Source organism: Paenibacillus sp. 22594, from assembly GCF_052044425.1.
In the GTDB taxonomy this organism is placed as follows: Bacteria; Bacillota; Bacilli; order Paenibacillales; family Paenibacillaceae; genus Paenibacillus_AQ.
Genome location: NZ_JBQENA010000011.1, coordinates 75,876 through 98,032 on the forward strand (window position 1 = coordinate 75,876; position 22,157 = coordinate 98,032).

19 protein-coding genes and 2 pseudogenes are annotated in these 22,157 nt (G+C 47.0%); 15 read left to right on the forward strand and 6 right to left on the reverse strand.

Features of this window, described 5'->3' with window-relative positions; translation table 11 throughout:
* Positions 1 to 6 precede the first annotated feature (6 nt).
* The 3 genes from ACTJKB_RS26460 to ACTJKB_RS26470 all read left to right on the forward strand — a co-directional run bounded on the left by ACTJKB_RS26460 (position 7) and on the right by ACTJKB_RS26470 (position 3,592).
* On the forward strand, positions 7 to 492 hold the full coding sequence (locus ACTJKB_RS26460) for a hypothetical protein (RefSeq protein ID WP_440837323.1): 486 nt from the start codon (positions 7 to 9) through the stop codon (positions 490 to 492).
* Positions 493 to 507: 15 nt separating this feature from the next.
* On the forward strand, positions 508 to 702 hold the full coding sequence (locus tag ACTJKB_RS26465; RefSeq protein ID WP_440837324.1) for a hypothetical protein: 195 nt from the start codon (positions 508 to 510) through the stop codon (positions 700 to 702).
* 424 nt (positions 703 to 1,126) lie between these two features.
* Positions 1,127 to 3,592, forward strand: coding sequence for an ATP-binding protein (locus ACTJKB_RS26470; RefSeq protein WP_440837325.1), 2,466 nt, complete (start codon positions 1,127 to 1,129; stop codon positions 3,590 to 3,592).
* Positions 3,593 to 3,638: 46 nt separating this feature from the next.
* Here the strand turns inward: ACTJKB_RS26470 and ACTJKB_RS26475 are convergent, their stop codons facing one another.
* Both ACTJKB_RS26475 and ACTJKB_RS26480 read right to left on the reverse strand, forming a co-directional pair.
* Positions 3,639 to 4,697 (reverse strand): hypothetical protein, encoded by a 1,059-nt coding sequence (locus tag ACTJKB_RS26475; RefSeq protein WP_440837326.1) that lies wholly within the window; start codon positions 4,695 to 4,697, stop codon positions 3,639 to 3,641.
* A gap of 26 nt (positions 4,698 to 4,723) precedes the next feature.
* Entirely contained in the window at positions 4,724 to 5,668 is a 945-nt protein-coding gene (locus ACTJKB_RS26480) for a tyrosine-type recombinase/integrase (RefSeq protein WP_440837327.1), read from the reverse strand.
* Positions 5,669 to 5,830: 162 nt separating this feature from the next.
* On the opposite strand from ACTJKB_RS26480, the gene ACTJKB_RS26485 reads away from it, so the two are divergent.
* The 8 genes and pseudogenes from ACTJKB_RS26485 to ACTJKB_RS26520 form a co-directional block, all read left to right on the forward strand.
* On the forward strand, positions 5,831 to 7,240 hold the full coding sequence (locus tag ACTJKB_RS26485; protein ID WP_440837328.1) for an NAD-dependent malic enzyme: 1,410 nt from the start codon (positions 5,831 to 5,833) through the stop codon (positions 7,238 to 7,240).
* Positions 7,241 to 7,345: 105 nt separating this feature from the next.
* On the forward strand, positions 7,346 to 7,903 hold the full coding sequence (locus ACTJKB_RS26490) for an ATP-binding protein (RefSeq protein WP_440837329.1): 558 nt from the start codon (positions 7,346 to 7,348) through the stop codon (positions 7,901 to 7,903).
* 76 nt (positions 7,904 to 7,979) lie between these two features.
* The gene (locus ACTJKB_RS26495; protein WP_440837330.1) at positions 7,980 to 8,468 is read left to right on the forward strand and encodes a histidine phosphatase family protein; all 489 of its coding nucleotides are present in this window, start codon (positions 7,980 to 7,982) and stop codon (positions 8,466 to 8,468) included.
* The gene (locus ACTJKB_RS26500; protein ID WP_440837331.1) at positions 8,455 to 8,946 is read left to right on the forward strand and encodes an N-acetyltransferase family protein; all 492 of its coding nucleotides are present in this window, start codon (positions 8,455 to 8,457) and stop codon (positions 8,944 to 8,946) included. Before ACTJKB_RS26495 ends, ACTJKB_RS26500 begins: the two co-directional genes overlap by 14 nt.
* Before the next feature lie 181 nt (positions 8,947 to 9,127).
* A complete protein-coding gene (dcuS, locus tag ACTJKB_RS26505) occupies positions 9,128 to 10,735 on the forward strand; it encodes a DcuS/MalK family sensor histidine kinase (protein ID WP_440837332.1) in 1,608 nt (535 codons plus the stop codon).
* Positions 10,732 to 11,442: a response regulator gene (locus ACTJKB_RS26510; RefSeq protein WP_440837333.1), complete on the forward strand. Its 711-nt coding sequence runs from the start codon at positions 10,732 to 10,734 to the stop codon at positions 11,440 to 11,442. Before dcuS ends, ACTJKB_RS26510 begins: the two co-directional genes overlap by 4 nt.
* A 175-nt stretch (positions 11,443 to 11,617) precedes the next feature.
* Complete coding sequence (locus tag ACTJKB_RS26515) at positions 11,618 to 12,964, forward strand: 2-hydroxycarboxylate transporter family protein (protein WP_440837334.1); 1,347 nt, start codon at positions 11,618 to 11,620, stop codon at positions 12,962 to 12,964.
* 54 nt (positions 12,965 to 13,018) lie between these two features.
* Positions 13,019 to 14,227 (forward strand): annotated as a pseudogene (locus tag ACTJKB_RS26520) (NAD(P)-dependent malic enzyme); the annotation flags it as partial.
* 95 nt (positions 14,228 to 14,322) lie between these two features.
* Here the strand turns inward: ACTJKB_RS26520 and ACTJKB_RS26525 are convergent.
* The 3 genes from ACTJKB_RS26525 to ACTJKB_RS26535 are packed head-to-tail and all read right to left on the reverse strand — an operon-like array spanning position 14,323 to position 16,790.
* Positions 14,323 to 15,126 carry an ABC transporter permease gene (locus ACTJKB_RS26525; protein WP_440837335.1) on the reverse strand — a complete coding sequence of 268 codons (804 nt, stop codon included), beginning with the start codon at positions 15,124 to 15,126 and terminating at the stop codon, positions 14,323 to 14,325.
* Positions 15,123 to 15,953, reverse strand: a complete 831-nt coding sequence (locus ACTJKB_RS26530; protein WP_440837336.1) for an ABC transporter permease — start codon at positions 15,951 to 15,953, stop codon at positions 15,123 to 15,125. Before ACTJKB_RS26530 ends, ACTJKB_RS26525 begins: the two co-directional genes overlap by 4 nt.
* Before the next feature lie 21 nt (positions 15,954 to 15,974).
* On the reverse strand, positions 15,975 to 16,790 hold the full coding sequence (locus ACTJKB_RS26535) for an ABC transporter ATP-binding protein (protein WP_440837337.1): 816 nt from the start codon (positions 16,788 to 16,790) through the stop codon (positions 15,975 to 15,977).
* 325 nt (positions 16,791 to 17,115) lie between these two features.
* On the opposite strand from ACTJKB_RS26535, the pseudogene ACTJKB_RS26540 reads away from it, so the two are divergent.
* Positions 17,116 to 17,253, forward strand: a pseudogene (locus tag ACTJKB_RS26540) (carbohydrate ABC transporter permease); the annotation flags it as partial.
* A gap of 109 nt (positions 17,254 to 17,362) precedes the next feature.
* The gene (locus ACTJKB_RS26545) at positions 17,363 to 17,851 is read left to right on the forward strand and encodes a DinB family protein (RefSeq protein ID WP_440837338.1); all 489 of its coding nucleotides are present in this window, start codon (positions 17,363 to 17,365) and stop codon (positions 17,849 to 17,851) included.
* 89 nt (positions 17,852 to 17,940) lie between these two features.
* Here ACTJKB_RS26545 and ACTJKB_RS26550 read toward each other — a convergent pair whose 3' ends face one another.
* Complete coding sequence (locus tag ACTJKB_RS26550) at positions 17,941 to 19,614, reverse strand: ABC transporter substrate-binding protein (RefSeq protein ID WP_440837339.1); 1,674 nt, start codon at positions 19,612 to 19,614, stop codon at positions 17,941 to 17,943.
* A gap of 113 nt (positions 19,615 to 19,727) precedes the next feature.
* On the opposite strand from ACTJKB_RS26550, the gene ACTJKB_RS26555 reads away from it, so the two are divergent.
* A complete protein-coding gene (locus tag ACTJKB_RS26555) occupies positions 19,728 to 21,263 on the forward strand; it encodes a DUF4153 domain-containing protein (RefSeq protein ID WP_440837340.1) in 1,536 nt (511 codons plus the stop codon).
* A 117-nt stretch (positions 21,264 to 21,380) separates the two neighbouring features.
* Positions 21,381 to 22,076 (forward strand): Crp/Fnr family transcriptional regulator, encoded by a 696-nt coding sequence (locus ACTJKB_RS26560; RefSeq protein ID WP_440837341.1) that lies wholly within the window; start codon positions 21,381 to 21,383, stop codon positions 22,074 to 22,076.
* Positions 22,077 to 22,157 lie beyond the last annotated feature (81 nt).

Sequence of the window (22,157 nt, forward strand, 5' to 3'; positions counted from 1 at the left end):
GTGCCTATGAGGACAAAATGGCGTTATCTCTTGCTTATTAGTATGCTCTGTCTTTCTGCTGCAATATGGATCTATTCCCAGTCTGGGGCTACCTCTCAACCCACAGTCAACAGGATTCGTCTGGGGCACAAAGAACCGGCAAAATATATAGTGGAAGACGAACGGATAGCGCTGGAAAATATGGAGATTTCCCTCGGCCATCAGACAAACCCGCAGAACTATATCAGCATACCGAATCATTCAGAAGAGCTTTGGCGGCGTACACTACAGCTTCCCGCAGGAGAAGGAATCCTGATCAAGTTCCTGCATGGCGGTCCGGCTGTCCTGTCCGTCCCGGATATCACGCAGTATTGGCTCTGTATTCAGCGGCCCAGCATAGACCTCAAAGACGGAACGGATACCTATTATATTGAAGCTCAAGTGACCGGTGACGAGGATGCCGCTGAACAAGAATTACTGAAGCTTGCACAGACTTGGGAAGTTCCGAAGTAGCGGAGGGAGCAGAGCATGTTGACCAGGAGGGCAAGTGGAGAAGTGGATGCCGGGCAGATACATAAGCCGAGGCAGCTGCACAAGAGGGACTGCAAACCGGATGCAGGCTCCCTGAAGAACGGATTTTATATCAGAAATGCAAGTGAATCTATTGGGAGTGTCAACCTTAAACCAGGGGTAGTCATTGCCGAATTGACGGGGCCGGGCTGAAATCCGTTCCATGACTTTATTGCCTCCGAGGTAAAAGAAAGGCCGTTCCGGGTTACATCTGTTGAGGGAAGGTCGTATTGCTGGAGGAGGTCTATAGACCTTAGGAGCTAGAATGAGAGATTTTTGAAGGGAATATTCGTAGGAATGAAGGACGGCCTAATCGGCTGTCTTTTTTTGTCTACATTTGTAGATTTTCATGAAATTCAAGCTCGGTTACAGGAGGATTATGGTATTTAAGGACGAATATATATTTTCGAGGAATGAAAAAAGAACTAAATTCGGTACTTTGGGATAGTGATTTGAGCTTTTTTTATGCCTAAGGTGCAGGTTGTTAAAAGGAAAATAGGGCGGCCACAAATCAGTTGGTTTATGGCCAAATAACTACGAATTATTTGGGGGTTCTATAAAAGTAGGAGGTATATCCATGTTTTCGTGGCAGAATACTGTTTTTGAAAATTTATTAAGAGAAATAAATCGAAATACAAGTGTAATTCTTTTAAAAGGAAACTCTGGTGTCGGAAAAACATACATTTCAAAACAAATACAAGACCATCTATCCAATGATAAAGAGCGACAACAAGTCTATTTCCGTGGAAATGATCATTATAGATTTAATGATTATTATATTTTCAGAGAAAAGTTTGATAGTTATTTATCTGGAAATGCAATAACAAAAAGTAAGCTTTTAAATGGCGGCCTTCGAGAAGGTGTAAAAGCAATTCCTTTTGCAGGAGATTTAGTTAGTTGGTTTTTTGAGCTTATAAGTGACAAATATACAAAGAAAACCACCAGTTTATTGGACTCGCAAGCTAACGAGATAATGGCAGTTTTCCAACATCTTATAAATAATCAAGTTGCATTAATTATATTTGATGATATCAACAGCCTCGATCAGTCTTCAATTGACTTATTAAAAAATCTTGTATCAGGAAATTTAAATGATAAATTTACTTTTCTAAAAAAAACATCAATTTTATTAATTGTAAATACAGAAATTGATTCTGATTTTGTTAACTGGCTTAATTCCAGCAATAATTACAAGGAGTTCCAACTACCAACGGCCTCACAAGATAATATCAAGGATATTTTAGAGCAATTTAATTACAAATTCATTAATAATATTAATTTTAAAACTACAGAATTTATCTATAATATTTCAGGCGGAAACATTGAGTTAATTAAACAAATGGTATTATTGTTAAATGATGCGGAGAAAAGTTTTGAAGCATTTTTTGAGGTTGATAATATAAACCAGGAACATGTTTTTTATGATATTTTGGAATCAAGATTGAAACTGATTGGCGCAGATGGTGAACTTATTGATGAACTTTTATCAACAGCCTCATTGATTGGAATGAATTTCAATTTACATGAACTTGAATATATAACTAAAATTAATACCGATAAGATAAAAGAAATAATAAAAAGCTCTAATGAAGCAAAATTAACTGAAAACATTAAAAGCACAGCATATAAATTCACTCATGATATCATAAGACTTATTTTCAATAACAGAGCAAATCATAATAAATCAGGGTATTCTAAAAAAATATCACAGTTTTTACAATTCATGAAAACAGGGGAATATTTCATGAGGGCTAATTTTCTTTTTGAAGCTGGTGACACTGAAGACTCCCTGTTGTTATATATGCTTGGCTGTTTCCAGCAACTAAGAAACGATATGGAAATAAGCGAATACATAGAATCCAGAGTGCGGTTCTTATTAGAAAATAGCTCATTAAGCGATTATTACGTCACAATGAAAGAGGCATATTCCTTATACAAAAAGCAGGATTTTACAAAATGCATAAATAAACTTCTGGAAATTGAAGATGCAATTCAGCCCATTTTAAATATGGAAAAAGAATATTTGCTTGCAATTGCTTCAAAAAAAGTATACTCAATAAATACTGAACTAAACTACTCCAAGGAGCGTTTGGAATTTATTTTTAATAATTCTAATATGGATGAAAAAGAGCTTTGGGCCAGATGTTCTTCATGTCTAATGGCATTTTACTATGATTGTTTTCATGATGATAAAAAAGCATTTGAAATTAATAGAAAACTATTTGACTATTACAGCGAAAGAAAAAGCTTTGATCCTCAAGGCGAATATAATACAAATATTTTGTACAGAAAATCAAAAATGTTTTTAACGAGCGATATTGCCGTTAAAAATACAGAAAAAAGTGTTGAATTTTTTAAAAATTCCTCGTACTTGTCACAATACTATAAATCCTTATGTAATCATTTGGGGAATTTAATTACTTTGGGAGAGTACAATAAATCTTTTGAATTTATTGAAGAAAACTCTAATATTTTAAGTGATTATGAAAATCTAGCTCTAATGAATAATTACTATTTAGTTAATAACGCCGTACTCTCAGGAGTATATTCCAATAAATTAGATATTAGTAATGGAATAGAACTTCTTGAAAAAATACTAGAAAGTCATTTGCAATCAGATGATTCGTATATTATTAAGAACAACCTGTCTGTCTTACTTGCCTTATCAGGTGAATTTATCAAAGCTAAATGTAACTTAGAAGAAATGGCGCATGATGAGAGAATAAAAGTTGACGACTACTACGATTATTTTATTTCAATGAATCTGGCCTCGGTATTATATATACTCGGAGAAAAAATGAGTGCATTAGACATTTTAACTGAATATGAGGATAAAATACCATACATCTGCAAAAATGAAAAAAATTTTTTGGTGAATCGCCAGCGATATCTGCAAGAATTGTTTTCTTCTGATGTATCTATTGATCCTAACCAATTTGATACTTATTTGATAAATAAATACCCGCAAATATTGGGGCCTTCATGGAAGCATTGGGGGAGAGGTTTTTTAACTTCAGATATTCAGTTTTGGTCAGAGTCGTAAACCAGTCGAAAGAAGTTAAGCTACTTTTTCATTACTCCTTAAGGCATTATTTTAAGGCACAAGTAATTAGGAGTTTTAAAATGTCAGATTGTGTTAGATTGTTGTTCTGAAACATGTGAAAATATGAGCTATGCATAGTTAGATGAGGATTTGTTGATATATCAGTTACATAATATTTACCATTTTCGGTAATGCGATAGTCAATTCTACCTAATCCATCAATTCCGACAATATTAGCTGAAATTTTACTTGTTGTTATTAACTCTTTTGCAATGGCTTCGTCTTCATGTTCGAAATTATAAAATTCATACTGGTCAAAATATATGTTTTCATATGTTAAAAACTTGCTATCCAAGAGCCTTGAGTTATTCCAACTGATACCAACAGGAGAAATCGACAAATATCTTCCTCCATGGCAAATTACAGGTGTTTCAACCTCATAACCGGAAATAAATTCTTGAACTATAATGGGCTGATTCATTTCTTCGGATAGATTTTTCAAAAAAATTAAAGCTGTACTTGAATAAACAAATCTTGACGAATCATTAATTCCAATACTCGCAGATTCATAAATTGGTTTGGCTATCACCATTAAGTTATCTTCTGGTGATTTATTCATTAGCCAACCACCTCGTTTTGCATCATATAGCCAGCTTTTTGCAACCGGAATATTATGAGCTTCCAGTAGCTTGTTAACATGGTACTTGTTCCTGCATAGACTTACTACATAGGCATTAGAGCCAGTGATTGGAATATGGTGAAGGTTACAAAATGCTGGAATTAGTGATTTTCTACCTGCGCCTGTTCCATTTTGTGCAGTATTATAAACAAGCACATTCTTATCGATGCTACTATCATTTAAAATTTTGCCGATAAATTCATCTTCACCAAAAATAACCTCTACATAAATATCCGCTTCTCTAAATGCTGATACTAGCTCATTTAGTTCAGAATCAGAAAAAAACTCAGTAGTTATTGAATACTTATTATAATCAAGAGTTAATTTTGTTTTTTCTTTTATATTGACAACCATATATATTCTTTTATTCTGTATTCGTTCTTTAGAATTTAATAGGATCTTTATGATTTCATCTGTATCACTCAAATATATTACCCCCAAATAATTCGTAGTTATTTGGAGGTCTCCAGCCGGTTTCTGGGGTTGAATTGGGAGAGGACGTCCCGCTTTCGTTTGACCGAGACCTCGGTGTAGATTTCGGTGGTGCTTACGCTGGAGTGGCCGAGGATTTCCTGGACGGCGCGGAGGTCGGCTCCGTTCTCCAGCAGCTGAGTGGCGAAGGAATGCCTGAGGTAGTGAGGCGTTGCCTTTTCGTTAATGCTGGCTAACTTTCTGTATTTGGCAAAGATATCTTCAACTCCGTAAATCGACAAGGCCCGGCCGTATTTATTAACGAACAAGGTATCGTTCTTCGGACGGAACTGCTCTCTGATCTCCATCCAGTCGTTGAGCTTGCCGATTAGCTCGGAGCTGGACAGATAGAGCAGCCGCTCTTTTCGCCCTTTGCCGAAAATAACAACCACCTGATTCTTCAAGTCGATATCCTGCAGATGAATTTGTGCAAGCTCTCCAATACGAATGCCGGTTGAAAATAATAAATCGATAATGGCATCGTTACGGATGGACAGACGGGTGCGAAACGGCGTGGTCAATTGCTTCCGGTCGATCAACGGAGATTGCAGCAAGCGTTCAATTTCTTCAACGGCCAGTGTCTTGGGAATTCTTTTGGCGGTTTTGAACTTTTTTCCGAAGTTGTGGAGCGGGGATTGTTCAATCCAATTTTTATGGACCAAAAATAAAAAAAATGACTTAATCGATATGTACTTTCTCTTGATCGTGGAATCCTTAAGCATGCCTGCACTGTTGAAGCTATGGAAGTAATGATGGAGGATGTCACTTGTGATAGTATCCACCTCATTTTCGGTTAACCAGTTGTGGAGCATGTTAAGGTCGGACATGTAGGCTTTGATGGACTTCGGGGAGAGGTTCTTTTCAATAATCAAAAAGGATACATATTTCTCTAAGTATTCAGTGAATTCGGATACGGAAACGGCCAATGCTATTCCTCCTGGATGTATAGTTTCTAAGGTCAGATGTTCAGATTATATCAAAGGCAACCGGTAAAACGTGGGAATCCGAAATTTTAGAATACAATTATGTATAAAGTGTGAACTGTAGTATATTGGACATAGATTGCTTAGATCAAGGAGGGTAACTCTATGTCGATTGCAACAACGATGATTATCCGGCTGGAAATCCGCAAGTCGGTTGCGACCTTTGGGGATGTGGCCTCGAGGCTGGCTGCGGTTGGTGGCGATATTGTGGCCATTGACGTGATTCGCGCAGGCAAGGATGTAACGACGCGGGATATTACGGTAAATGTGCAGGATGCTTCAAATGACAAAGTGATTACGGTACTTACAGACATGCCGGGGATTAAAGTCATCAATGTATCGGACAGAACCTTTCTTGCTCATATCGGCGGCAAAATTGAGATCACCCCAAAGATGCCGATCAAGAACCGGGAGGATCTGTCGCTGGTCTACACACCTGGTGTGGCGCGTGTCTGTATGGCCATTGCTGAGGACCCGGGGAGAGCCTATTCACTAACGATGAAAAGAAATACGGTAGCTGTCGTCACCGACGGCACCGCGGTGCTGGGTCTCGGCGATATCGGGCCGGAAGCGGCGATGCCTGTGATGGAAGGCAAAGCCATGCTGTTTAAGCAGCTGGCAGAGATCGATGCTTTTCCGCTATGCCTGAATACCAAAGACCCAGAGGAGATCATCCGTATTGTGAAAGCGGTTGCTGCCGGGTTTGGTGGAATTAACCTGGAGGACATCAGCTCTCCCCGCTGCTTTGAGATTGAACGGCGGCTGTCCGCTGAACTGGATATTCCGGTGTTTCATGACGATCAGCATGGTACAGCAGTTGTGGCTTTGGCCGGTTTGTTGAATGCGCTTAAAGTGGTTGGGAAAAGAGTAGAGGATTGCCGGATTGTCGTTGTTGGCATCGGAGCGGCAGGCGTTTCGATTTGCCGTCTACTGCTGGCAGCGGGTGCACAGAAGATCTATGCTGTTGACCGGGCGGGCATTCTGCACAAGGAGCAGAGTTATGACAATGCGGAGTGGAGCTGGCTTGCCGGGGCAACCAATCCTGAGGGGCTGACTGGAGGACTGACGGAGGCCATACGGGAGGCGGATGTGTTCATAGGCGTCTCTAGCGGTGGTATCCTGAAAGTAGAGCATGTACAGAGTATGGCAGAGGATAATATCGTGTTCGCCATGGCTAATCCGACCCCTGAGATTGAGCCGGAGCTGGCTGAGCCCTATGCCCGGGTAGTGGCTACCGGAAGAAGTGATTATCCGAATCAGATCAATAATGTGCTTTGCTTTCCCGGGATTTTTCGCGGGGCACTGGATTGCAGGGCCAAAACGGTCAATCTGGAGATGAAGCTGGCTGCTGCGCAGGCGATAGCTTCTGTAGTTCACCCGGACGAGCTAAATGAGCAATATATCATCCCGAGTATTTTTAATGAGAAAGTGGTCGAAGGGATACGGGACGCGGTGATTCGGGCCGCAATCGCAACGGGTATAGCACGGAGAATTCCACCAGACATTTCGGAGTGAGACCGGATATAGAAAAAGGGTACAGTGAGAAGTATCGCTGTATCTTTTTTTGAATATATGCATGATTTGTTACACGGTCTACTTAGCGCATATATAGGAGGGTACATGTACAGCAAAATTCATATTTTGGGAGCGTCAGGCTCTGGAACCAGTACGCTGGGCCGGGCTTTGGCTGAGCATCTGCCACATTTGCATTTGGACAGCGACGATTATTTCTGGGAGCATAAATATACCAAACAGACGGAGATTAATGAAAGGCTGCGTACGATCCAGCGTGATCTCGACCAGAAGGAGCCATGGATATTGTCTGGTGCCGTTTGTGGTTGGGGTGATGGACTGCGTCCCTGGTTTGATCTGGTTGTATTTCTGTGGATTCCCGGGGAAATCCGGCTCGAACGCCTGCGAGGAAGGGAAGCTTTGCGGTATGGTGCGGAAAGTCTGCCTGGCGGCAGCATGTTCAATGAGGTACAGTCCTTTATGGAATGGGCGGCTTTGTATGATACAGCGGGTCCGGAAGTCAGAAGCAGAGTCCTTCATGAGGAATGGATGTCGCAGCTGCAATGTCCTGTATTGAGACTGGAAGGGGATATGACTGTCGAAGAGCGAGTGAAGGCTGTGCTTAAAGAATATAATGCTGAGCCTAAGTACAATTATTTTCAGTAAAAGGGTAGGCGTGGAGCTTATGCAAATCGGACTAGTCAGACATTACAAAGTAAATCCTCCACCTCGGAAGTTTTGGATGTCTGCAGAGCAGTTTAACGAGTGGATCTTACAATATGAACAAGCGGATCTTCTGCATACGGACTATGCTAGGAACGGTGGTCAAGAATGGAACAAGTGTCTAAGCAGCGATCAAGCGAGAGCCGCACAAACTGCACGAAGTTTGTATAAAGGCGAGGTGACGTTCACAACGTTGCTGAGAGAGATCGGTATTGCCGCCGTTATGCTGCCTGGCATCAAACTTCCCGTTTCGTGCTGGCTGACAGTGGGGAGATTATGCTGGGCCTTGGGGCATCACTCACAGCCTGAGAACAGGGTGACCGCAAAGACAAAGGCCCGTTTGCTAATAGATTCCCTCGAAACAAGGGAACAGCCCGAAAATGTGCTAATGGTCAGTCATGGTGCCTTTATGAAACTGCTGGAGCGCGAGCTGCGGCGCAGGGGCTTCAAGGGCAGAAGGATGTTTCATCCCCAGAAGGGGAAGCTATATATGTATGAAAAAGAATAGCCTGATCAATCAACAGAAAGCGGGGAACCTGCATATGGTCACTATTAAAGAAATTGAATTCGAATCCCTTGACGCACTGAACAGACTCTACCATGAGCTGATCGACCGTACTTCGGACCCGAAGAAGTTGGAAGAGGCATTTCGTTCAATTCAGGCGGATAGCCGTTACATACTGTTGGGCGCTTATGTGGACGGGGAGCTGCTGGGATCAATGATGGGCATCGTGTGCCAGGATCTCATTGGCGATTGCCGGCCCTTCATGGTGATTGAGAATGTGGTTGTTTCCTCCCGGGCACGCCGTCAGGGACTCGGCAAAAAGCTGATGACCGCCCTTGAAGAGATCGCCCACGAAAGAGATTGCTATTATATCATTTTTGTCTCCGGGGAGAAACGGAAGGAAGCGCATGTTTTTTATGAGGCAATGGGGTATCGTGAAGAGAAGGTGGAGGGCTACCGTAAGCATTTAAGCTCACATTAATGCGCCTGCACCTCTTAGGGTATAGACAGCGGCGTTTTAGTTTTGGTATTGTTGAAGCCGCAAATGCAACGGGGCCAGGTCTACCTTAGTCAGCCTTTACCAGCACAACTTGTGTGTGTAATCACGGCTATCGGCTCCGTGTATAGGTTAGAATAATGGGGTATTTCCGGAGGGCTATCTGGTGAGAATTGGAAAATATACATTTAGGCTGCGAACAACGATTACGATGATGATCTGTGCAGTACTTGTCTTAATGCTGTTGGTGGTCTATGTGCTATTTGGGATGAAGGTATCCTCACAGACCCAAACCGCGCTGGAGCAAAAGGCCGTTACTTTGTCCCGTACCCTGTCCCGTACGCCGCTGATTATTGAAGCCTTAGGCAAATCACAACCCACTTCCGAATTACAAAGCTACACCGAGGATATTCGGAGATTAAATAAGGTAGAGTTTGTGGTTGTCATGAATATGAAGGCGATCCGCTTGACCCATCCGGATAAGGCGAAAATCGGCAAGCATTTCAGCGGCGGCGATGAAACTGCGGTTCTGCATGGGCAGGAGAGCATATCTGAAGCTGAGGGATCTTTGGGCGCATCTGTGAGAGCGTTCTCACCAGTATTCTCCTCAAGCGGGGAACAGGTGGGAGCGGTCGCGGTCGGAATATCACTGGGGAATGTTCAGCTTGCTGTCAGAGAGAATGAGGAAATCCTGTATTGGGGAATTCTTGTAGGCAGTGTGATCGGAGCTCTGGGAGCGATCCTGCTGGCCCGTACCATAAAAAAGATGATGTTCGGCATGGAGCCTGCTGCAATTGCCAAGCTTCTTGAGGAGCGGAGCTCTATGCTTCAATCTCTCCGAGAGGGGGTCATTGCAGTTGACGGGGATTCACGTATTACCCTAATCAATACGGAAGCTAAACGATTGCTTGCAGAAATGGGCATCCAGGATGATCCCTTGAACCAGCCGGTGGAGAAATACTGGCCCCTGCTTCGGTTGAACCATGTACTGCAGACCGGTGAAGCCAGTCAGGATCTGGAGGTGGAGCATAACGGGGTCACTTTACTGGCCAACGTGGTGCCTATCCGCGTAAACGGGACAGTAGAAGGTGCAATCGCCACGTTCCGCGACAAGACGGAAATCAGCCTGCTTATGGAAAGACTCTCTGGCATCTCCCAGTATGCCGAAGCATTGCGTGCCCAGGCGCATGAGTTTATGAACAAGCTTCATGTCATCCTGGGATTAACCCATATGGGGCGGTATGATCGTCTGGAGGAGTACATCACGAGTACAGTCACAACAACACAGACGGAGATGGGAGCTGTTGTCAGGCAAATCAAGGACCCTGTGATGGCTGGATTCCTTCTGGGTAAGCTGAGCCGGGCCAGAGAAGCAGGCATTCGGCTGGTGCTGCTTGAGGATGGGGTTCTGCCAGAGCCCCGTGACCCGGAAAGATCCCGCCAGCTTATAACGATTATTGGTAACCTGCTGGATAACGCGATGGAAGCGCCGGAGGGGACAGGAAGCAAATGCATTCATGTCGGTTTTCAGTTTCAGGACAATACGCTCATTTGTACGGTTAGCGACAACGGCAGCGGTGTACCTGCTGAGACGGTGCCATTTATATTTCAACAAGGATATTCGACAAAAGGAAATGACCGGGGCATCGGCTTGTACCTGGTTGAGAGGAGTCTTAAACTATTGGGCGGAAAGATTGTGTGCGAAACAGGCAAAGGGGAAGGAACCCGGTTTACAGTTAGTTTACCTTACCAAGCAAAGAGTGATGGTCAATGATTAACGTGCTGATTGTAGAAGACGATCCGATGGTAGCCGAGATGAACAAATTTTATGTGGAACAAGTGGAAAGTTTCCGGTGTGCGGCCTGGGCCAGATCTGCGGACGAGGCGATGGCTAAATTGGAAGAACAGCCCTTCGAGCTGATCTTGCTGGATATTTACATGAAAGAGAGCAACGGCCTCGAATTACTGTCTGCAATCCGCCGGGACAGCAGACGAATAGATGTTATAGTCATTTCAGCTGCCAGCGATAAAGACAGCATCAGAGATGCGCTCCAGAACGGGGCTGTAGATTACCTAATCAAACCGTTTGAGTTCGAACGACTGCGTGCAGCGCTATCGGCTTACAAGGAGCAGTTCTTTCTTTTTCGCAGCCAGGATTCTCTGGACCAGTCCGAACTCGATAAGCTGACCGGGTATAGGAAGGAAAAAAACGTTACAGCTCAAGAATTGTCCAAGGGCTTTACCCGCAATACGCTTCGGGCCATCTGGAGAGCGGTGGAGACCTGCAATACAGCCAGCTTCTCCACCGAAGAGATTGCGGCGGTATCCGGGATTTCTCGTGTTTCAGTCGGCAAATATCTTGCCGGGTTGGTGGACATGGGAGCCCTTGATTGTGATGTGACTTACGGCACCGTTGGAAGGCCCGTGCAGCGATACCGGATATCTCCCCGGGGCAGCTCAGTAATCTCTAAATTCATATAGTCTTAGGGCAGCAGACCGCTAATTCCTGATTTTATGGGATTGGCGGTTTTTTGCATCTTATTTGGTAGCGCTTACTTTAATAATTTACATAATTCAATCAATATTTACGTAAAAACAAAAGCGCTTTCATTTCCGCTACTATAAGGCTGTAGACGAAACTAGGAGGTAATGAAAGATGCAAAAAGCTATTCAATCCCCTGCTGCTGAAAGGAATACCACTTCCCTTCCGGCCAATGAAGGATTTCTGCAAAAACTGAGACAACTAAAGGTAGGTGTCATCCCGCTTCCACTTTACTTGATTATAGCCCTTATCATTTATGGAGCAGCTGTAAGCGGGAACCTTCCCAACGACATGATCGGCGGATTTGCGGTGATTATGGTTCTTGGAATCCTGCTGAGCGACCTGGGCTTCAAGCTTCCTATACTCAAAAATATCGGCGGTCCCGCCATCCTGGCTCTGATGGTTCCCTCATTCATGGTGTTCTGGAATATAATCAGTCCAGATGCAATCGCCTCAGTGAAAACACTAATGAAAACTTCAAACTTTCTGTACCTCTACATCTCCTGTCTGGTAGCCGGCAGTATACTGGGCATGAACCGGAAGACACTGATTAGGGGTGTAATGAAAATATTCATTCCGATGGTGGTCGGTACCGTAGCCGCGATTGCAGCAGGTATCGCCGTTGGCACAATGTTTGGCTACAGTCTGCATCACACGATCTTTTACATTATTGTTCCAATTATCTGCGGCGGTATCGGTGAAGGCATTCTTCCATTGTCCATTGCTTACTCCCAAATTATTGGCGGGGAATCGGGAGCTGTTGTCGCACAAATGATTCCGGCTGCCATTATCGGGAACATTGTAGCGATCATTGGAGCCGGGCTGCTTAAGAAGCTGGGAGAAAAGAAGCCATCCTATACAGGCAACGGTATGCTGGTGAAAGCGAAAGATGGTGAGCAACTGGGTGGAGGCAGTTATGAGGATAAACCGGTTGTATTTTCGCTAATGGGGGCCGGATTATTAGTTGCCTGCGGATTATTCATCTTTGGCAGTCTGGCTTCGGAGATTGTAGGTATTCCCGGACCGATCCTGATGATTTTTACAGCAGCTTTGATTAAATGCTTCAAGGCTATGCCGGAAAAAATTGAGCAGGGCGCGTTCCAAATGTACAAGTTCGTATCCACCAGTCTTACCTGGCCGCTGATGGTGGGGCTTGGCATGCTGTACGTACCACTTAACGATGTGGCAGCCATCATCTCCATTCCCTATATTCTGACCTGTGCGTCGGTTATTATTGCGATGATTATCTCCGGCTTCTATGTCGGCAAGCTCATTCAAATGTATCCGGTGGAAGCTGCTATTGTCACAGGCTGCCGGGGCGGGCTTGGTGGAACCGGTGATGTTGCTATCCTGTCTGCAGCCGGCCGTATGGAACTCATGCCCTTCGCCCAAATCTCTACACGCATTGGAGGAGCAGTTACGGTCATACTTGCGACGCTGCTGCTTTCGGTGTGGCATTAACGGCGTATTGTATGCGCTTCATTTTTGAAGTCATTGATTGATAGAAACGAACTTCAGTTAACAGGAGGAAAAATGATGAAAATTATGGACGAAGTTATGGGGCTGCATCTCGGAGGCAAACTTTCAACAGGGCTGAAAAACCCGATTCGGTCGATGGAGGACCTTTCCAAAGTGTATACACCTGGTGTCGCCAGAGTATGCCAAGCCATCGCAGGGAATGAAGACTTGGCCTACAAATATACCATCAAGAAGAACATGGTTGCTGTTGTCAGCGATGGAACCGCCGTGCTGGGTCTTGGTGATATCGGCCCAAAAGCCGCCATGCCGGTGATGGAAGGCAAAGCTGCGCTGTTCAAGCAATTCGCGGATGTGGACGCTTTTCCAATCTGCCTGGATACGAAAGACACGGAAGAGATTATCGCCATTGTCAAAGCGCTCGCACCTACATTTGGCGGTATTAATCTGGAGGATATCTCCTCGCCCCGCTGCTTTGAGATTGAAGCAAGACTGAAGAAGGAGCTGGATATCCCGGTCTTTCACGATGATCAGCACGGCACGGCTATTGTTGTGCTGGCGGGGATTCTGAATGCGCTTAAGGTCTGCAACAAAGACATCAAGAATGCAAAGATCGTAGTGAACGGTATTGGAGCTGCCGGTATAGCCGTATCCAAGATGCTGCTGCATGCAGGGGCCGTGAATCTGATCGGTGTGGATCGTCAGGGGGCAATCTGCCGCACAGTGCAATACGACAAGTCACATTGGAGTGAATTTGCACTGATTACGAATCCGAATCTGGAAACGGGCTCACTGTCTGATGTCATTCAGGGTGCCGATGTCTTTATCGGAGTTTCTGCACCGGGAATCTTAAAGCTCAGTGATGTGAAAAGTATGGCTGTGGACCCCATTGTGTTTGCGATGGCGAATCCCACACCTGAAATCGATCCTGAAATTGCCGCTCCTTACGTTAAGGTGATGGCTACAGGACGCTCCGATTTTCCGAACCAAATTAATAACGTTCTTTGTTTTCCCGGAATATTCCGCGGAGCGCTTGACTGCGGTGCCACCGAAATTAATGAGGATATGAAGCTGGCGGCTGCCGAGGCGATCTCTTCAGTAATTCCTGCCAGTGAGCTTAGGTCAGATTATATTATGCCCGATGCGTTTGACCCTCGGGTAGTGAAGCTTATCCGTGAAGCTGTGATCCGGGCCGCGGTCAAGAGCGGTGTGGCTAGAACAGTCTCCTTCGGGCAGCCCTCACTATAGTATGCCAAAGACAGCATTCGCTCGTGTGGATCGGATGCTGTCTTTGTGCTTTTCGTACATTTTTCTAGAACTTTATCCCGGCAGCTCTGATAGAGTCAGCTTCCTGTGCTCTTATAATGTCTTACCCCGAAACGCCAGGCCAGCAGCGACACGCCCAGGAACGCAGCTCCGGCGGGAAGGGACAGATAGCCCAGCCACTGCGGATAACCCCAGCCGCACACCGTGGCCGCAGGATAGAAGCTGATAAACAGCATAGGCAGCACAAAGCTGAACATGGACTTCAGCGCCTTAGGCATGTAGGGCTCGGGGCAGCGGGTGATTTGATAGCTGGCATTGGTCAGGATATAGATCCAGTCCAGGCCTTTGATGGTAAAAAATGCGAGCCCCGAGGTAAGCACGAACACCCCGCAATACATAATGCACCCGCCTGCCAGGGCCATGGTCAGAATGCCGATCTTCCCCAAGGTTAGTGAAACGCCAAGCTCTGAGAGCGCCCAGCCTGCCGCGCAGATTCCTGTGATGGGACGGACCAGACGGTGCAGATGGAATCTGGACGCAGCGACCTGGACGAACAGGGAGCGGGGACGGAGCAGCAGTCTGTCAAAGTCACCGGAGCGCAGCATCTGCCAGGGGAAATAATCAAAGCCGCGGCACAGGCTCTCCGCAAGTCCAAAAGAAGCTACAGCCAGTGAATAGACCAGAATAATATGGGCTACAGTCCATTCTCCGATATTGCCGAAGCGTGAGAAGAGCAGCACGGTAGAGATGGGGTCTGAGATGACAACAACAAGCACCTGGATCAGCATCAGCCACCAGCCTTTGTATTCCATCCCCGACAACAGGTGCATCCGCAAATATTTGAAATAGATTTTGCCTTCAGCAATCATCCTTCTGCTCACCCTCCCTGCACGATAATACTTTTTAGTTTGCGGGTCATGATCGACCGTCCGGCGAATATAAAGAGGGCACTCCAAAAAAGCTGTAAACCGATTGCAGGCAGAGCACCCGATGGTGCGAGACTGCCGACATACAGCTGAACCGGTATATCTGCGAACCCGCCAAAGGGCTGGAGATACAGAAAGGTCTGCATAAAGTCAGGCCAGAGACGGAGGGGAAGATAAGTGCCGGACAATATCCCGCTGAACAACAACAGCATATAAGTTGGGCCATCACCCCAGGTGATGTTCAAGCGTATGGCGGTGACGAACATGGCAAAGGCGGAGCACAGCACAAAGGCCATCACAACCGACAGAAGAAAACAGGCAAATCCAAGGGCAGATGCAGGAGCTCCCAGCGCATAGCTGACAGGCATCAGCAGTCCGGCCAGGATGGTGGTGAGGCTGCGGAGCCAGGAGGTCCCAAGCTTGCCTGCTGAGCTTTTGACGAACCAATGCGTGTATAGATTCATCGGGCGGCATAGCTCCACACCGACATCACCGTTGTTGATTTTGGCCATAATCTCGCCATCAATGTTCATGGATTGCAGCACAAACAGGCCCTGGGCCAGCCATACGTAGGATATCGTTTGTGATAAGGATAGACCGTTATTATTCCAGGCTCCGTTGTCGCTATATGTATAAAATACGGTGAACAGTACGCACTCCAGGAAACCCCAGAAGACACTTACAAACACGCCGGATATTGCAGAAGCCCGGTATTGCAGCCCTTCAGCCATACGGATGCGGAAGAGGGAACTGCAGGCCTTACAGGTATTCCGAAAATTCATTTCACACCTCCTAAAAAGTTTTTATACCAGCGACAGGTCGTTATACATCGCAGCGATCATGGCATCCGTATTTACTTTCATAATCACTTCCGGAGCATATTTCTCCTGCAGGCCGCCCAGCGGTCCGTCGTACAGCAGTTGTCCATGCCCAATGACCATCACCCGTTCGCATAGCGCTTCAATGTCGTCCATATCATGGGTGGTCAGCACCATGGTAACCCCGTATTTACGGTTTTCCTCCTTTAAAAAGTTCCGGAGCGCAAGCTTGGATACCGCATCGAGGCCGATGGTAGGCTCATCCAGGAAGAGGATTTTGGGCCGGTGCAGCAGGGCAGCCACCAACTCGCAACGCATCCGTTGTCCAAGCGAGAGCTGTCGGACTGGTGTCTTTAAAAGCGCTTCCACACCAAGGGTTGCCGTCAGTTCGGCAAGTCTTGTCTTGTAATCACCCGGGGGAATGGCGTAAATATCCTTGAGCACTTCAAAAGAGTCGGCCACCGGCACATCCCACCACAGCTGGGAGCGCTGCCCGAACACGACACCAATTTTGGACACATGCTCTACACGGCTCTTCCAGGGAACCTTGCCCATAATGGTGCATTCACCGCTGTCCGGTGTAAGGATGCCGCTCATCACCTTGACCGTAGTGGATTTGCCGGCACCGTTTGGCCCGATGTACCCGACAAGCTCACCTTCATTAATCTTAAAGCTGATCCCACCGAGTGCTTCCACCTGAGTTACATTGCGCATAAAAGCTCCCTTCAGCAGCCCCCATTTTCCTTCGGGACGTTTGTACACCTTGAATGTTTTTCGGATATCCTTGACTTCAATTTGCATCTACTGCACCTCCTTCGTGCAGAAGATCATAACATTGTCGATGGCTGAGATAAAACGGAATTACGCCATCTGTTGATCCAACATTGCCGCTGTGGTGGGGATATGCTATTGATTTTCTTCAATTTCCATAAAAATGCTTGCTATCTTGACATTTCCGTGCTATATTAATTTTATAGTTAACGCAGGAAAACTGAGTTTTATTTTACATATGTCTCTCAAATAAGTTCTTTGATACCGGTGATGATTTCACCGGTTTTTTGTTGTCAAAAAAAGGCCTTTCCTTCTAGGTATTGCTTTTCCCGGCGAGTGGAAGAAGCGAAGTGCGATGAAAACCACTTATGCAGCCGGTGCAATCATTACCTTCATGTCAAGCTGGAATAACTATCTGTGGCCGCTGATTGTACTGCAGACCCCCGAGACGAAGACCATGCCGCTTCTGATCTCCACACTGGGCTCCGGTTATATATATTTTTTACATCCCGTGTCCCTGCTCTGATGTGATAAACTGGAAACAACTGTGATCTATTTAACAATTGTTTGCTGTTCTCATATCTTTTTATTGGAGGGATTTCATGCAGACGTTTTTCCGCTATAACTGGATGGTTCGGGAGGAATGGTACAAGTGGTGTGAAGACCTGACGGAGGAGGAACTGCTCAAGCCGCGGGTAGGCGGGGTTGGCGGAATTCTGAAGACATTGTTTCATATTGCCGATGTGGAGTGGAGCTGGATCATGACGGTGCAGGGCAAACCTGATTTCCAGGAGGATTTCGCCGAGTTCCGCAGTCTGGAGAAGGTGAGAGAGCTTGATGCTCGCTTCAGGCCGGAGGTGGAGCAATTTGTTCTGGCCTGGAATGAGGGGATGGAGCGGAATATCTTTACGGATACGCGGAAGGATGGATCAGTAGTGATCTATGCCTGGGGCGAGATCATACGCCATGTCATCGCCCATGAAATTCATCATATCGGTCAGCTCTCTGTGTGGGCCAGGGAAATGGGTAAGCAGCCCCCTTCCGCCAATCTAATCGGCAAGGGGCTTATCAGCCTTCCTGGAAGGGCATAGAGGTCTTTTTCAAGCGGGAAGTTGTCCTGGAACTGACCCCAACAGTCGCACGAACGAACAGCTCCGGTGGAACCTCCGCCGGAGCTGTTTTACATGCCGCGCGGAAACCACAGATGGCGAAGGTCTACCCAGCCCTGGCTGTTGAAGGTCACGCCGCGCACGGAAGGGAGATATGCGGTCTGGACCGGCTTTTCGTACAGAATGTGCAGCTGATGATCCCTTGTCAGCTTGTCCTCAATCCGTTTGAAGCTGCCGTTTCTTGCTGCGGGATCGGGCTCCCGTGAGATGAGGTTCAGCATGCCTTCAATATCTGCCCTTGTCCCGGGATCCACATGCTGAGACAGCGTCGTATACAGATCGAATAGCCGAAGCTGCTCGTCCTGATCCCGGAGCAGGGAGAAGACAATGAGATCGGCCTTCAGGCGCACGGGACCTTTGAATTCCTCCGGCGAGACCGCCAAAACGCTGCAGGCATACCCGTGCCGTAACAGCCGGGAGGCAATATGCTCGGCATCCCCGAGATATTGCGGAATGGTGGCAATTTGCAAAACCTCTGGCTGTATGACTTGCAAATCGCGGACAGGAGCCTGCGCTGTTTCATTCAGGCAAGATAGAATGCCCGCACGGAGCAGGGGGTCGTTTAAAGGTCCGTTTTTCTTTGTGTTGCAGGTGACAAACTTGCGCACACAGGATTCAGAATGAATCTGGCTCCACGAGGAAGAGTCTGCTGCCGAAGGATTGTGAATAATGTGAAAGGCGGAAACCGTATCCGGCTGTACCTGCCCATTGCCGAACGGTACATGAAGAATTTCCACACGGTCCAAATGTGCCCGGCCCTGATAGTAATAAGGGAATACCTCCAGCACGCAGAGATCCTCATTCAGCTCAACCAGCTTGAAGGGGCCGGTGCCGACCGGTCTGCGGCCAAAGGCACTCCCTGCTGCAGACACCAACTCACGCGGAACCACCGCTGCCCGGCTGGTGCAGAGGAACGGGAGAAACAGCTCATTTGGATTCCGCAGCACAATGCGCACTGTGGTGGCGTTCAGTGCTTCAACTCCAGTGATCTCCTTGAAAATAGAACTATAAAGCGTCCGCTGTGAGGTCTGCATCAGCCGCTGCAGCGAATAGACCACATCTTCGGCGGACAGTACTTTTCCGTGGTGGAACAGGACCTCCTTCCGCAGATGAAACGTCCATTCAGTGCGGCTGTCATCCACATCCCAGGCGTGGGCCAGGCCCGGAACAATACCCCGCTCCCCGCTTCTTCCAACTAATCCGTCAAATACATGGCTGGAGACGAAGGACTCTGCCAGTAGATTCATATACAGCGGGTCAAGGGTGTGAAGCTTCTGGGTGACTGGAAGCCGCAGTGTATCAATGACCTTATTGCTGCGGATTTCCGAATGATGTCCGAAATAGGTTAGCAGCCAGCCCTGCAGCGTGTCCTGAAGCGAGGAGGACCTTGCATGTCCGCGTATACCCTCAATCGCACTTCCAATATCTTTGCTGCTGATGGCCTGCTTCATAGACTGCAGCGCAATGTCCTCCGCTTCCACCAGAAACACCAGCTTTGAACGTTTTCCCCGGCCGCGGCTGGGGGTCCAGGTGATCCAGTCCTGCCCGGCCATTTTATGAACAATATGGAGTGCATTGCGGTGAGTGCAGTTAAAGGTTGCAGCCAGCTCATCCAGAGTAACAGAGATTTCAGCTGGTCCTCCATGGTGCGAGTGGAGCTTCAGAAATTGGCTGTGCAGCTTCATGAGTCGTGGTCTCCTTTTTAAAATAGGAAATAAACCGTATATTCTTTCTCTTTTTCTTCTTATTTTATCAGCTAAAATCAGGATATGAAAGTAAGAAGATGGAGGTATTTACCATGAATGATCCATCCGCACCGAAACCGGAACGTGCTCTCCAGGCTCTGGGAGCGGCTTTGTTGCTGGCGGTCCTTAACCAGTTTCTGTTTTACGGTACAGTGCCAGGAATATCCTATCCGATCTTTGTGTGTTTGTTTTACGTGTTTGTGTTCTATTTTGCCAAAGACAAGCTGGGTAAGCCTTCTGTGGTCAGCTATATCTGGCTTGGTGCGATTGTGCTTCTCTCCTTGACCTATGCGTTGTTTGCGAATTGGGTTTTCTTCGGGCTGAACCTGCTGGTTATTCCGGCGCTGATTTTATTACATATGACCTATATGCTGAGCTATAAGCACCCCTCCTGGAGCAGGATCGGGATTATAGGGGCGGCTGCAGAGCATTTTTTTGCCCAAAGTCTGCGTCACTGGGGAACAGCTCCACGGATCATCCGCAAACTCTTCGGTGGTGAGAAAATTAAGGACGAACGCAAGCAGGTGCTGATCAAGGTGTTAATTGGACTGGGAATCTCTTTGCCGCTGCTGCTCATTGTAACCTCACTGCTCTCCTCGGCAGACGGGGTATTCCATGAAATGCTGGCGAAATTCCCGCAGATGCTGGCACGGATTTCTTTTGGCGAAGGGATTGCGCGTCTGCTGTGGGTGATCCTGCTGGGACTGGGCATGTTCGGCCTCCTCTGGGGTTTTGTCGATCACAAGGTGTATATATGGAATCCTAAGCCGGAGCTGAATATGGAAATCGTACCTGCCCCGGATTCTACCTTGGAGCTTCTTCCCGAGCCTTTGACGCTGAAAGTGGATCCGGTGATCCTTACTACGATTCTCACCGTCATCAATACGGTGTATGTGCTGTTCGTCAGCGTACAATTTTCCTACCTCTTCGGTGCCTGGGATGGCATTTTACCAGAGGGTAGCACGTATGCCGATTATGCGCGTAGCGGTTTTTTGGAGCTGATTCTGGTGACTTCGATCAACTTCGTTCTGCTGCTGCTGTCCCTGCATTCGGATCGCCCGGAGAGAAGCCTGCTGCGTACAACCGTTCATATTCTGCTCTATATCCTCGTACTCTGTTCTGTAATCATGTTGTATTCAGCCTATTCCCGGCTGATGCTGTATGAAGAGGCTTATGGCTACACATATATCCGGTTTCTGGTGCATATGTTTATGATCTTCCTCGGACTCTTACTGGTGTTGGCAGCGGTGCGGATCAGCCGGGTGCAGTTCCCGCTCGCGCAGTGCTGTCTCGCCTTAGGTTTACTATCCTATGTACTGGTGAACTATCTTGGCATGGATCATATTATTGCCAAGCAGAATATCCAGCGCTATCAGAAGAGCGGCGTCCTGGACACCAGCTATTTATCCCGGCTGTCACCGGACGTCCTGCCGCTGCTGATCAGCTTTAATAAGCAAGAGAACGGCAAGCTGGATGCGGTCCTCCGCGAAAAGTGGGAAGGTCAGCAGACAACCAAGCGGAAATGGCCAGCCTTCAATGTGGCGAAGTTCCGTGCCGAGCGGGCCCTGGAGCATTATTTTGACAAGTAGTATGATCCGCCAAGATGCAGAGAAATCTTCACTATGTGGTGAGTCGGGTGTTGGCTGATTCTCCGCTGCTGTGTTACATTTAGTTCATTCGTGACAGAGGTGGGGAGGCAGCGGCTGATGCAGTGGATTGCAGACCGTGATCAGGTCAGTGCTCTGGCCGGGCAAAATGGCTTGAAGGATATATTCAGCAGTGGGGCGATTTCCGGAATGGAGCTGCGGCGGTACAGTGATGGGGAGGCTATTTGTTCAGTGGGTGACCACCTGGAGCATCTGTATATTCTGGTGCAGGGCAGGCTCAAGATTCATACACTACTGCCCAACGGAAAATCGTTGCTGGTGCGTTTTGCGAGACCGATGTCGCTGATCGGGGATGTGGAGTTGCTGCGGCAATATCCGGTCAAGAATGAAGTGGTGTCAGTGGACGAAAGCCTGCTTCTGGTTGCCGGACGCGAGTTGGTTCTTAAGGAATTTGAGCAAAATACGGCTCTTCTGCGTTTTCTGGTAGGAGAGCTTAGCCACAAAATGTATACGCTGGGTCAGACTACGGCGCTAAATTTGCTATATCCGCTGGAAAACCGCTTTGCCAGCTATCTGCTGTCCCTGTTTGCAGACAGCGGCGGCCAGCGCGTGGAAGAGATCCGTACAGCTACACTTGCTGAAACCGCGGATTTGCTCGGAACCAGCTACCGGCATCTGAACCGGATCGTGCGCCGTTTTGTGGAGGAAGGCATCATAGAGCGCAGGAAAGGAAGCCTCAGTGTACTGGACCAGGACAAGCTGGCTCTGCTGGCGAACGGCAATTTATATGAATAATCCAAACCGTCAATTCCTGCGTTAGGGCAGGAGGGGCGGTTTTTTTTGTTGTAAGGAAACTAAGATAACTATTAGCCACTT

What these genes read in the sequence shown, in the direction of transcription:
- ACTJKB_RS26470 (WP_440837325.1), top strand. Translation starts at nt 1,127, where the DNA reads ATGTTTTCGTGGCAGAATACTGTTTTTGAAAATTTATTAAGAGAAATA.
- ACTJKB_RS26560 (WP_440837341.1), top strand. Translation starts at nt 21,381, where the DNA reads ATGCAGTGGATTGCAGACCGTGATCAGGTCAGTGCTCTGGCCGGGCAA.
- ACTJKB_RS26530 (WP_440837336.1), bottom strand. Translation starts at nt 15,953, where the DNA reads ATGAATTTTCGGAATACCTGTAAGGCCTGCAGTTCCCTCTTCCGCATC.
- ACTJKB_RS26490 (WP_440837329.1), top strand. Translation starts at nt 7,346, where the DNA reads ATGTACAGCAAAATTCATATTTTGGGAGCGTCAGGCTCTGGAACCAGT.
- ACTJKB_RS26485 (WP_440837328.1), top strand. Translation starts at nt 5,831, where the DNA reads ATGTCGATTGCAACAACGATGATTATCCGGCTGGAAATCCGCAAGTCG.
- ACTJKB_RS26465 (WP_440837324.1), top strand. Translation starts at nt 508, where the DNA reads ATGTTGACCAGGAGGGCAAGTGGAGAAGTGGATGCCGGGCAGATACAT.
- ACTJKB_RS26555 (WP_440837340.1), top strand. Translation starts at nt 19,728, where the DNA reads ATGAATGATCCATCCGCACCGAAACCGGAACGTGCTCTCCAGGCTCTG.
- ACTJKB_RS26460 (WP_440837323.1), top strand. Translation starts at nt 7, where the DNA reads ATGAGGACAAAATGGCGTTATCTCTTGCTTATTAGTATGCTCTGTCTT.
- ACTJKB_RS26515 (WP_440837334.1), top strand. Translation starts at nt 11,618, where the DNA reads ATGCAAAAAGCTATTCAATCCCCTGCTGCTGAAAGGAATACCACTTCC.
- ACTJKB_RS26495 (WP_440837330.1), top strand. Translation starts at nt 7,980, where the DNA reads ATGTCTGCAGAGCAGTTTAACGAGTGGATCTTACAATATGAACAAGCG.
- ACTJKB_RS26535 (WP_440837337.1), bottom strand. Translation starts at nt 16,790, where the DNA reads ATGCAAATTGAAGTCAAGGATATCCGAAAAACATTCAAGGTGTACAAA.
- ACTJKB_RS26550 (WP_440837339.1), bottom strand. Translation starts at nt 19,614, where the DNA reads ATGAAGCTGCACAGCCAATTTCTGAAGCTCCACTCGCACCATGGAGGA.
- ACTJKB_RS26510 (WP_440837333.1), top strand. Translation starts at nt 10,732, where the DNA reads ATGATTAACGTGCTGATTGTAGAAGACGATCCGATGGTAGCCGAGATG.
- ACTJKB_RS26545 (WP_440837338.1), top strand. Translation starts at nt 17,363, where the DNA reads ATGCAGACGTTTTTCCGCTATAACTGGATGGTTCGGGAGGAATGGTAC.
- ACTJKB_RS26500 (WP_440837331.1), top strand. Translation starts at nt 8,455, where the DNA reads ATGAAAAAGAATAGCCTGATCAATCAACAGAAAGCGGGGAACCTGCAT.